12 protein-coding genes are annotated in these 11,124 nt (G+C 68.4%); 10 read left to right on the top strand and 2 right to left on the bottom strand.

The genetic code is table 11. From position 1 onward, the window contains the following. The first annotated feature begins 14 nt into the window (after nt 1-14). From QRN67_RS02500 to QRN67_RS02460, 9 genes are all read left to right on the top strand, one after another. Nucleotides 15-653: a LysE family translocator gene (locus tag QRN67_RS02500; RefSeq protein WP_285410254.1), complete on the top strand. Its 639-nt coding sequence runs from the start codon at nt 15-17 to the stop codon at nt 651-653. Nucleotides 654-744: 91 nt separating this feature from the next. Next, nucleotides 745-1,755, top strand: coding sequence for a DUF3829 domain-containing protein (locus tag QRN67_RS02495; RefSeq protein WP_285410253.1), 1,011 nt, complete (start codon nt 745-747; stop codon nt 1,753-1,755). A 51-nt stretch (nt 1,756-1,806) separates the two neighbouring features. Then, a complete protein-coding gene (gene dapC, locus QRN67_RS02490; protein WP_285410252.1) occupies nt 1,807-3,027 on the top strand; it encodes a succinyldiaminopimelate transaminase in 1,221 nt (406 codons plus the stop codon). Between the two features lie 40 nt (nt 3,028-3,067). Then, nucleotides 3,068-3,901, top strand: a complete 834-nt coding sequence (gene dapD / locus QRN67_RS02485) for a 2,3,4,5-tetrahydropyridine-2,6-dicarboxylate N-succinyltransferase (RefSeq protein WP_081270524.1) — start codon at nt 3,068-3,070, stop codon at nt 3,899-3,901. Between the two features lie 63 nt (nt 3,902-3,964). Next, nucleotides 3,965-5,113, top strand: a complete 1,149-nt coding sequence (locus QRN67_RS02480; RefSeq protein ID WP_285410251.1) for a PilT/PilU family type 4a pilus ATPase — start codon at nt 3,965-3,967, stop codon at nt 5,111-5,113. A gap of 29 nt (nt 5,114-5,142) precedes the next feature. Further along, on the top strand, nt 5,143-6,333 hold the full coding sequence (gene dapE, locus QRN67_RS02475) for a succinyl-diaminopimelate desuccinylase (RefSeq protein WP_285410250.1): 1,191 nt from the start codon (nt 5,143-5,145) through the stop codon (nt 6,331-6,333). After that, on the top strand, nt 6,330-7,208 hold the full coding sequence (gene prmB / locus QRN67_RS02470; RefSeq protein WP_285410249.1) for a 50S ribosomal protein L3 N(5)-glutamine methyltransferase: 879 nt from the start codon (nt 6,330-6,332) through the stop codon (nt 7,206-7,208). Before dapE ends, prmB begins: the two co-directional genes overlap by 4 nt. A gap of 171 nt (nt 7,209-7,379) precedes the next feature. Further along, on the top strand, nt 7,380-9,371 hold the full coding sequence (locus QRN67_RS02465; RefSeq protein ID WP_106934630.1) for an ABC-F family ATP-binding cassette domain-containing protein: 1,992 nt from the start codon (nt 7,380-7,382) through the stop codon (nt 9,369-9,371). A gap of 29 nt (nt 9,372-9,400) precedes the next feature. Next, nucleotides 9,401-9,904 (top strand): hypothetical protein, encoded by a 504-nt coding sequence (locus QRN67_RS02460; RefSeq protein ID WP_285410248.1) that lies wholly within the window; start codon nt 9,401-9,403, stop codon nt 9,902-9,904. On the opposite strand, the gene QRN67_RS02455 is transcribed toward QRN67_RS02460, so the two are convergent. After that, the gene (locus QRN67_RS02455) at nt 9,855-10,091 is read right to left on the bottom strand and encodes a hypothetical protein (RefSeq protein ID WP_155742639.1); all 237 of its coding nucleotides are present in this window, start codon (nt 10,089-10,091) and stop codon (nt 9,855-9,857) included. The genes QRN67_RS02460 and QRN67_RS02455 overlap by 50 nt on opposite strands. 4 nt (nt 10,092-10,095) lie before the next feature. Beyond that, nucleotides 10,096-10,329 carry a helix-turn-helix domain-containing protein gene (locus QRN67_RS02450; protein ID WP_285410247.1) on the bottom strand — a complete coding sequence of 78 codons (234 nt, stop codon included), beginning with the start codon at nt 10,327-10,329 and terminating at the stop codon, nt 10,096-10,098. Between the two features lie 71 nt (nt 10,330-10,400). Between QRN67_RS02450 and QRN67_RS02445 the strand changes: the two genes are divergently transcribed. Beyond that, a complete protein-coding gene (locus QRN67_RS02445) occupies nt 10,401-11,117 on the top strand; it encodes a helix-turn-helix domain-containing protein (protein WP_285410246.1) in 717 nt (238 codons plus the stop codon). Nucleotides 11,118-11,124 lie beyond the last annotated feature (7 nt).

Here is an 11,124-nt window from a genome sequence, read left to right as displayed (position 1 = left end):
GAAGGAGACCCACGATGACGCTCGCCACCGCCCTGCTGTTCGCCATCGTGGCCTTCGCCGCCATCGCCACGCCCGGCCCCACGGTGCTGCTGGCGCTGAGCAACGGATCGCGGCACGGCGTGCGGCGCGCGCTGCCGGGCATGCTCGGCGCGGTGCTTTCCGACTTCGTGCTGGTGGGCGCCGTGGCGCTCGGGCTGGGTGCGCTGCTGGCAGCGTCGGAGTTCTGGTTCTCGATGCTGAAGTGGGTCGGCGCGGTGTACCTGGCATGGCTGGGCCTGCGCATGCTGCGCTCCAAGGGCGGCTTGCAGCTGCCGGCGGCCGATGCCGCCGCGTCGGTGACGGCGGGCGAAAGCCGCCGGATCTTCTTCAAGTCCTTCCTGGTGGCGGTGACCAACCCGAAGGGCTACATCTTCTGCTCGGCGCTGTTGCCGCAGTTCATCGATCCTTCGGCTGCGCAGGCACCGCAGTACTTGATCATTGCGCTGATATTCGCGGGCCTGGACATGGCCGTGATGCTGGCCTATGCCTTCGTCGGCGCCCGCGCGATCCGGCTTCTGACCGTGTCGGCCACCCGCTGGATCGACCGCGCCTGCGGCGGCATGCTGCTGGCGCTGGCCGGCTCGCTGGCCTTCTACCGGCGCAGCGCGGCCTGAGCGCCCCTGCCGCCCCCCCAATGTTCCCGCCTGGCCGGCCCTGCCGGCCAGGCATGTCTGCGCGTTTCTTTTTAACGGAGGAGAAGAAAGAATGAATCACTGGAACTGGAAAACTGCCCTGGGCGCCCCGCTCCTCGCGGCATCGGCACTGCTGGCCGGCTGCGGCGACAAGACGGCACCGGCCGACAAGACAGGCGCGGCCCCGCAGGCCAAAGCCGCGCCCGCCGACACCGAGCAGCAGCAGATCGAGAAATACAACATCTACGTCGACGTATCGAACAACCTGCGCACCTCCTTCCAGCAGGCGCGCGAGGAATACATCGCGCAACAGGTGCCGCTGCTGCAGGCCAAGGCGCCGCTGACCAGCCTGCGCATCCAGAACGACATCCTGATCGACCGCTCGGCGAAAAAGCTCGACACCGCCGCGGCCATCGGCGCCCCGATGCCCGAGATCGATGAATCGGCCAAGGCGTTTTCCGCCGCGCTCAAGGTGCTTTCGCCGCTGAGCCGCGAGCTCAACAACTATGCCAACTCCAAGGGCTACCTTGCCGACAACGGCGACAAGGCCCGCCAGATGAACACCGACTACCTGGCCGCGCTCACCACCGTCGCGAAGGCCGAGGCCGCGTTCGACGACGGCCTGAGCGCCCGAGACCGGGCGCTGACCAAGGAGGCCTTCGAGAAGGCTCCGAAAGACACCGCCGCCTACTACCGCGCCGGGCTCATCTACCACGGCAAGCTCAACCACGCCGACGCCAACGCGTTGTTCGAATCGCCCAACGACCCCAAGGCGCTGGCTGCCTTCGAGGCCTCGCTGGCGCTGGTGGCCCAGTCGGCCGAGGGCTGGAGCCGTAAGATGGGCGAGCAGTCGGCCAAGAGCGGCAAGGTCTGCGACGGCGGCATGCTGAAGATCAACGAGTTCATCGGCCAGTCGCGCTCGATGGCCAAGGACATCAAGGACGGCGTGTTCAAGCGCAAGGAAAGCGGTGCGATGGCCCGGCTGCCGGCGCACATGCGCAGCTCCAGCATCGTCAACTCGGCCAACCGCTACAACCAGAACTTCGCCAACATGATCGGCCAGTTCAACCACCCGCTCTGCTGAAGCCCTGCCGGCCGCCATCGGCGGCCCGGGCTGTCGCCGATAATCCGGGCCATGAATCCCTTGCTCTCCAGGTTGCAGCCCTATCCCTTCGAGCGGCTGAAGCAACTGTTCGCGGGCGTCACGCCCAACCCCGAATTCCCCGCCATCAGCCTGGGAATCGGCGAACCCAAGCACGCCACGCCGGCGTTCATCAAGGAGGCGCTGAGCAACAGCCTGGGCGCGCTGGCCGCCTACCCGGCCACCGCCGGCGACCTGAAGCTGCGCACCGCCTTCACCGACTGGCTCCAGACCCGCTACAGCCTGGCGCTCGACCCGGCCACCCAGGTGCTGCCGGTCAACGGCTCGCGCGAGGCGCTGTTCTCGCTGGCCCAGACCGTGATCGACGCCACCGTGTCGCCGCAGCCGGTGGTGATCTCGCCCAATCCGTTCTATCAGATCTACGAGGGCGCGGCCCTGCTCTCGGGCGCCGAGCCGTACTACGCGCCGAGCATTCCCGCGCGCAATTTCGCGGTCGACTGGGACAGCGTGCCCGAAGCCGTCTGGGCACGCACGCAGTTGGTGTTCGTGTGCTCGCCGGGCAACCCGACCGGCGCGGTGATGTCGCTCGACGAATGGAAGAAGCTCTTCGCCCTGTCGGACCGCCACGGCTTCGTGATCGCGGCCGACGAGTGCTACAGCGAGATCTACTTCCGCGACGAGCCGCCGCTCAGCGGCCTGGAGGCCTCGGTGAAGCTGGGCCGGCCCGACTTCAGGAACCTGATCGCGCTGACCTCGCTTTCCAAGCGCAGCAACGTGCCCGGCCTGCGCAGCGGCTTCGTGGCCGGCGACGCGGCCATCATCAAGAAGTTCCTGCTCTACCGCACCTACCATGGCAGCGCCATGAGCGGCACCGTGGCGGCGGCCAGCATCGCCGCGTGGGGCGACGAGGCCCACGTGGTCGAGAACCGCGCCATGTACCGCGCCAAGTTCGCGGCCGTCACGCCGCTGCTCGAACCGGTGCTCGACGTGCGGCTGCCCGACGCCAGTTTCTACCTCTGGGCCGGCGTGCCCCAGGTGTGGGCTGGCGACGACGAAGCCTTCGCCCGTGCGCTCTACGCTCAATACAATGTCACGGTTCTGCCGGGCAGCTATCTGGCGCGCGACACCAGCCACAGCGCCAACCCCGGCCGGGGCCGCATCCGCATGGCGCTGGTGGCCGAGACGGCCGAGTGCGTCGAGGCCGCCGAGCGCATCGTCCGCTTCTGCAACGACAACACGGCCGGCCCCCGCTGAACCGCGCCCCGGCTCCCATTTTTCACACGAGACCTTCTCCATGACCCAGCAACTGCAACAAATCATCGACGCCGCGTGGGAAGACCGCGCCAACATCTCGCCCTCCGCGTCGTCGGCCGAAGTGCGCGACGCCGTCGATCACGTCATCACCGAACTCAACAACGGCAAGCTGCGCGTGGCCACCCGCGAAGGCGTGGGCCAGTGGACCGTGCACCAGTGGATCAAGAAGGCCGTGCTGCTGTCGTTCCGCCTGAAGGACAACGAGCAGATCCAGGCCGGCTCGCTCGGCTTCTACGACAAGGTGCCGACCAAGTTCTCGCACCTGTCGGCCAGCGAGCTGAAGGAATCGGGCGTGCGCATCGTGCCGCCGGCCGTGGCCCGCCGCGGCAGCTACATCGCCAAGGGCGCGATCCTGATGCCCTCGTACGTGAACATCGGCGCCTACGTGGGCGAGGGCTCCATGGTCGACACCTGGGCCACCGTGGGTTCCTGCGCGCAGGTCGGTGCCAACGTGCACCTGTCGGGCGGCGTGGGCCTGGGCGGCGTGCTCGAGCCTCTGCAGGCCAACCCGACCATCATCGAGGACAACTGCTTCATCGGCGCGCGCTCCGAAGTGGTCGAAGGCGTGATCGTCGAAGAGAACTCGGTGCTCGGCATGGGCGTGTACATCGGCCAGAGCACCCCCATCTTCAACCGCGACACCGGCGAAATCTCCTACGGCCGCGTGCCGAGCGGCAGCGTGGTCATCAGCGGCAACCTGCCCAAGAAGACCAAGTCGGGCCAGGACTACAGCACCTACGCCGCGATCATCGTCAAGACGGTCGACGCGCAGACGCGCTCCAAGACCAGCCTGAACGACCTGCTGCGAGACTGACCGCTCCCCCGGAGCGAGCGCCTTTCCGCCTGAGAGAACAACAGCACCCGAGGAGAGAGACCGATGAACATGATGGAGCGAATCCTTCGCCTGATGGCCGAGCGCAGGGCCTCCGACATCTATCTGTCGGCCCACTCCCCGGTGCTGATCCGCATCAACGGCAACTGCGTGCCCATCAACGCGCAGGTGCTGCCGCCCACGGCGCCGCTGGCGCTGCTGTCCGAGGTGGCGCCCCCCGAGCGCATCCAGGAACTGGAGAGCACCGGCGAGCTCAACATGGCGCTGGCCCTCGAGGGCACCGGCAACTACCGCATCAGCGCCATGCGCCAGCGCGGCTCCTATGCGGTGGTGGTGCGCTACATCAGCCACACCATTCCGCGCTTTGCCGACCTGAACCTGCCCGACATCCTGAAGACGCTCATCATGGAACGCCGCGGGCTGATCCTGATGGTGGGCGCCACGGGCGCGGGCAAGACCACCACGCTGGCCTCGATGCTGGACTACCGCAACGAGAACGCCAGCGGCCACATCATCACGGTCGAAGAGCCGATCGAGTTCACCTTCACCAACAAGAAGTCGGTGGTGAACCAGCGCGACGTGGGCAGCGACACCGCCTCGCTGCATGTCGCGCTGAAGAACGCGCTGCGCCAGGCGCCCGACGTGATCCAGATCGGTGAAATCCGCGACCGCGAGACCATGACGGCCGCCATCGCCTACGCGCAGTCGGGCCACCTGTGCGTGGCCACGCTGCACGCCAGCAACAGCTACCGCGCGCTCAACCGCATCCTGGGCTTCTACCCCGTCGAGGTGCGCGCCACGCTGCTGGGCGACCTGGGCGGCGCGCTGCGCGCCGTGATCTCGCAGCGCCTGCTGCGCACCCAGGCCGGCAGCCGGGTGCCCGCGGTCGAGGTCATGCTCAACACCGCGCTGGTGGCCGAACTCATCGAAAAAGGCGACTTCTCCGGCGTCAAGGAAGCCATGGAGAAGTCGATGGCCGAGGGGTCGCAGACCTTCGAGGAAGACATCGCCCGCCTCATCACCGAAGAGCGCGTGACCCGCGAAGAAGGCCTGGCCCAGGCCGACTCGCCCACCAACCTGCTGTGGCGCCTGCAGAACCGCGCCGCGCCCAAGGCGGCGGCCGACGACCGCAGCCTGACCGACCAGGTCGACGAACCCACCTTCACGGACATCACGCTCGACGTCCGCTTCTAGTTTCAGCGCCCCTCCCTCCGCCCTCCGACATGTCCCGCACCCTCCAGCTCGCCGAACAACTCATCTCGCGTCCCTCGGTCACTCCCGACGACGCGGGCTGCCAGCAGATCCTCGGCGAACGGCTGGCGCAACTGGGCTTCACGCTGGAGACCATCGAGAGCGGCCCGGCGGACTTCCGCGTGACCAACCTCTGGGCCGTGCGCCGCCCGGCCAACGCTGCCGCCGCTACAAAGACGCTGGTGTTCGCCGGCCACACCGACGTGGTGCCCACCGGCCCCGTCGAGCAATGGACCAGCCACCCGTTCACGCCCACGCACCGCGACGGCAAGCTCTACGGCCGCGGCGCCTGCGACATGAAGACCTCGGTGGCCGCATTCGTCACCTCGATCGAAGAATTCCTGCAGGCCGTGCCGCAGCCCCGGCTCACCCTGGCCCTGCTGCTCACCAGCGATGAGGAAGGCCCCGGCGTCGACGGCACGGTCGTCGTCTGCAATGCGCTGGCCGCGCGCGGCGAGGTCATCGACTACTGCATCGTCGGCGAGCCCACGGCCGTGGAGCGCTGCGGCGACATGATCAAGAACGGCCGCCGCGGCACCATGAGCGGCAAGCTCACGGTCAAGGGCGTGCAGGGCCACATCGCCTACCCGCACCTGGCGAAGAACCCGGTGCACGCCGTGGCGCCCGCGCTGGCCGAGCTGGTGGCCATCAACGCCGCCGGCGGCTGGGACGCCGCGAGCAATCCCTACTTCCAGCCGACCAGCTGGCAGATCAGCAATTTCCACGCAGGCACCGGCGCGAGCAACGTGATCCCGGGCAGCGCGGTGATCGACTTCAACTTCCGCTTCTCGACCGAATCCACGCCCGAGTCGCTGCAGCAGCGCGTGCAAGCCGTGCTCGACGCGCACCAGGTCGACTGCACGCTGGCCTGGACCATCGGCGGCCTGCCCTTCCTGACCACGCCGGGCGAACTCGTCACGGCCGTGCAGGGCGCCATCCGCGACGAGACCGGCATCGAGACCGAGCTGTCGACCAGCGGCGGCACCAGCGACGCGCGCTTCATCGCCAAGATCTGCAGGCAGGTGGTCGAACTCGGCCCGGTGAACGCCAGCATCCACAAGATCGACGAGCACATCGACTTGGCCGAGATCGAAACGCTGAAGAACATCTACGTGCGCACGCTGAAGCAGCTCGATGCTGCGCTTGCCGCCCTTGCCGCATGAGCACCGTCATCGAGCTCATCGAATCGGCCGCCGGACAGCTCGAAGCCGCCGGCGTGGCTTTCGGCCACGGCACCGCCAACGCCTTCGACGAAGCCGCCTGGCTGGTGCTGTGGCGGCTGAAGCTGCCGCTGGACGACATCGACGCCGTGGCCGACAAACCCGTGTCGCCCGCCGACGCCGCCAAGGTGGCCGCGCTGATCGACGAGCGCATCGCCAGCCGCAAGCCCGCCGCCTACCTCACGAAAGAAGCGTGGCTGCAGGGCGTGCCCTTCTACGTGGACGAGCGCGCCATCGTGCCGCGCAGCTTCATCGCCGAGCTGATTGCCGACGGCAGCATCGACTACTGGCTGGGCGAACACACCCGGCGCGTGCTCGACCTGTGCACCGGCAACGGCAGCCTGGCGGTGCTGGCCGCCCTCACCTATCCGGACGTGAGCGTGGACGCGGCCGACCTGTCGACCCCGGCGCTGGAGGTGGCGGCCATCAACGTCACCCGCCACCAGCTGGATGCGCGCATCACGCTGATCGAGTCGGACGGCTTGAAGAACCTGCCCGGACCCTACGACCTGGTGCTCTGCAACCCGCCCTACGTCAACAGCGCGAGCATGGCCGCGCTGCCCGCCGAATACCGCGCCGAGCCCGAACTGGCCCTGGCCGGCGGCGCCGACGGCATGGATTTCGTACGCCAGCTGTTCGCCGACGCGCCTTCGCGCATGAGCGAGCAGGCGGTGCTGGTGCTGGAAATCGGCAACGAGCGCGACTACTTCGAGGCGGCGTTTCCGCAGCTCGAGGTGGTGTGGCTCGAAACCTCCGCGGGCGAAGACCAGGTGCTGCTCGTGACCCGCGCGGCCCTGGCGTCGCTCACCGCGCCATGAGGGCCGGTGCCGGCGTGCGTTAGCTGCGCCAGTCCACGCCCCCCTTTCAGCCGCTTTCTCGCAGCAACTGGCTGCGAATCCCCCTTTACCGGGCGATTCCCCCGCGCCCAAGCCCCTTTTCGCCGAGCCGGAGGGGCCGGGCGGGATAATCGCCCCTACGGTTCCTTTTTCATGATCACTCTCAAAAACGTCATTCTTCGCCGCAGCGCCAAGGTCCTGCTCGACGGCGCCACCGTCACCCTCAACCCCGGTGAAAAGGTCGGCCTGGTGGGTCGCAACGGCGCCGGCAAGTCGACCCTGTTCGCCCTGCTCAACGGCACGCTGCACGAAGACGGCGGCGACTTTTACGTGCCCAAGCAATGGCGCATGGCCCAGGTGGCGCAGAACATGCCCGAGACGGACGAGTCGGCCACCGACTTCGTGGTCGGCGGCGACACCCGCCTCACCGAGCTGCGCGAGGCGCTCGCCACCATCGAGGCCGCCTACGCCGAGAACCCCGACGACGCCGACATCGGCATGCAGCTGGCCCACGCCTACACCGACCTGGCCGACGCCGGCGAGCACGACGCCGTGCCGCGCGCGCAGGCGCTGATCCTGGGCCTGGGCTTCAAGGCGCACGAGGTCGACGAGCCGGTCAACAGCTTCTCGGGCGGCTGGCGCATGCGCCTGCAGCTGGCCCGCGCGCTGATGTGCCCGAGCGACCTGCTGCTGCTCGACGAACCCACCAATCACCTGGACCTGGACGCCCTCGTGTGGCTCGAAGCCTGGCTGCAGAAGTACCCCGGCACCATGATCGTCATCAGCCACGACCGCGAGTTCCTCGACGCCGTGACCGACGTCACCCTGCACATCGCCAACGCCCAGCTCACGCGCTACGGCGGCAACTACAGCAAGTTCGAGGACATGCGCGCGCTGCAGATGGAGCAGCAGCAGCAGGCCTTCGTGAAGCAGCAGGACAAGATCGCCCACCTGCAGAAGTTCATCGACCGCTTCAAGGCCAAGGCCAGCAAGGCCAAGCAGGCGCAGAGCCGGGTCAAGGCGCTGGAGCGCATGGAGCGCGTGGCGCCGCTGCTGGCCGAAGCCGACTTCACCTTCGAGTTCAAGGAGCCCGGCAACATTCCCAACCCGATGCTGTCGATCACCAACGCGAGCTTCGGCTATGAGATCGAGAACGAAGAGCCCAAGACCATCCTGCGCGGCGTGAGCCGCTCGGTGCTGGCCGGGCAGCGCATCGGCATCCTGGGCGCCAACGGCCAGGGCAAGTCGACGCTGGTGAAGACCATCGCGCGCGAAATGGGCGCGCTGGCCGGCCAGGTGACCGAGGGCAAGGGCCTGAACATCGGCTACTTCGCGCAGCAGGAACTCGACGTGCTGCGCCCGCAGGACACCCCGCTCGAGCACATGGTGCGCATGGCGCGCGAGCTCGGCAGCAATGCCAAGGAAGCCACCGGCGAGCAGGCCCTGCGCGGCTTCCTGGGCAGCTTCAACTTCAGCGGCGACATGGTCAAGCAGCCCGTGGGCACCATGAGCGGCGGCGAAAAAGCCCGCCTCGTACTCGCGATGATGGTGTGGCAGCGCCCCAACCTGCTGCTGCTGGACGAACCCACCAACCACCTGGACCTGGCCACCCGCGAGGCCCTGGCCGTGGCGCTGAACGAGTTCGAGGGCACGCTGATGCTGGTGAGCCATGACCGCGCGCTGCTGCGCTCGGTGTGCGACGAGTTCTGGCTGGTCGGCCGCGGCGTGGTCGGCGACTTCGACGGCGACCTGGACGACTACCAGCGCTACCTGCTCGACGAAGCCAAGCGCCTGCGCGAAGAAGCCAAGGTCGCCACGCGCGAGGCCGTCTCGGCGGCGGCCGCCGCAGCCGCCGCACCGGTGGCCGCGCCCGCCGCGCCGCAGCAGCGCAAGCAGGACGCCCAGGAGCGCCAGCAGCGCAGCGACCAGGCCAAGCCGATCAAGCGCGAGATCGCCCAGATCGACGAACGCCTGGCCGCCGCCGGCACCGAGCGCGCCGCGCTCGAGGCTCGCATGAGCCAGCCGCTGCCTTCCGCCGAGATTGCCGAAGCCGGCAAGCGGCTGAAGGCACTGAACGACGAAATCGGCCGCCTCGAGGAGCGCTGGCTGGCCCTGTCGGACCAGCTCGAAGCGCTCGCGGCCTGACCCAACCTGGAACCTGAAAGGGGCACTGGATGCCGTCTGCCATCGAACTGGCCCGGGGTGACGAGAAGCTCGTCGCCGCCGTGTACCGCGCGCGCCGGCTGATCGGCCGCAAGGCCCTCATGGCGGCCGCGGCCAGCGCCGTGCCCCTGCCCGGCGTCGACTGGATGGCCGACGCGGCGCTGCTCTCGCGGCTGGTGCCGCAGATCAGCGCCGAGTTCGGCCTGTCGGTCACCCAGGTCGAACGGCTCGCGCCGCGCCAGCGCGAGCGCATCCAGAAAGCAGCCACCACGGTGGGCGCCCTGCTGGTGGGGCGGCTGGTCACGCGCGACCTGCTGATCCGGCTGGCCAAGCATGCGGGCGTGCGCCTGACGGCCAAGCAGGCGACCAAATACGTTCCCATCGCCGGGCAGATCGTTTCGGCGGCGCTCGGCTATGCCGCGCTGCGCGCGCTGGGCGAGCAGCACATCAAGGACTGCGTGCGCGTCAGCGCCACTCTCGCCTTAACGCCGCCCGAACCGCACGCGAGCGCCTGAGCGCATCGCCGTCCAGCAGCACCATCGCGGCCTGCAGCGCACCGGCCAGGCCGAACACGCCCGCGCCCGAAAAGGCCGGCCTCGCGGCGCACAGCCCGTAGATCAAGGACAAGGCCGACAGCAGCGCCAGCAGCACGCACAACACGCGGTCGAGGCGCGGCCCCGACGGCAATGGAAGGCGGCGCACCGCTTCACTCGCCGGCCCGCTTGCGCGGCGTGTAGACCCGGGCCGGCTGCACGAGCTGGCCCGTCACCTCCTGCTCATAGACCTTCAACAGCGCCAGGTAGTGGCGCGACATCACGTCGCGCACCCGCCCGAGGCCGATCTTGCTGATCGTCGGCTGCGGAATACCTGTTCTCGCCTCGATCTGCTTCTGCGTGAGCCCCATGGCTCTCAGCGCCTGTACCAACTCGCGTGGTTTCACGGCAATTTCCTCCCTGTTTTTCATATTCTAGAGTCCACGCAGAATATTCATTTGAGCTTAAATCCCGGCGCATGGACAGCATTGCCAGCCGCGCCCTTGCAGCGCGCAAATTCGCGAAGATGACGCAGAAGCAGGCGGAAGCCGTGTCGGGCGTCAAGCAGTCGAGCATTTCGAAGATCGAGCGCGGCGACACCAGCCGTTCGATGAGCGTGCTCGCACTGGCGCGCGCCTACCGTGCCGACCCGAACTGGCTCGACACCGGCGACGGCCCCGCGCCCTGGGACGAAGACCAGGTCCGCCCCGCACGCGACCGCGCCAACGAGCCGCCCGGCCCTTACCGCGTGACCCGCACGCCGCCCGCGGGCCCTTCGTACAACCCGCGCACCCCGCAGACCGTGCCGCTCATCGAGTGGACGGATGCCGCACGCTGGGACAGCCGCGAAGTTTCGGACCAGCCCCGGGCCGAGCGCTGGATTCCGTGCATTGCCCACCATAGCCTGCAGACCTACGCGCTGCGCATGCGCGGCGACAGCATGACCGCGCCCAGCGGCCACCTCAAGAGCTACCCCGCCGAGTCGATCATCTTCGTCGACACCCAGCTCAGGACGCCGGCCGACGGCGAGCGCATCGTCGCCAGGCTGGAGGACACCGGCGAAGTCACCTGCAAGGTCTACAAGGAAGAAGACGGGCGCCGCTGGCTGCTGCCGCTGAACCCGAGGCACGAGCCCATACGCACCGCCTTCACCGTGCTGGGCACGGTCATCGGCAAGTGGGAAGACGAGGACTGACCGCGCT

The organism is Variovorax sp. efr-133-TYG-130, from assembly GCF_030208835.1.
Classification (GTDB): Bacteria; Pseudomonadota; Gammaproteobacteria; order Burkholderiales; family Burkholderiaceae_C; genus Variovorax.
The sequence above is the reverse complement of the archived record's forward strand: the minus strand, read 5'-3'. Positions and strand labels throughout refer to the sequence as shown.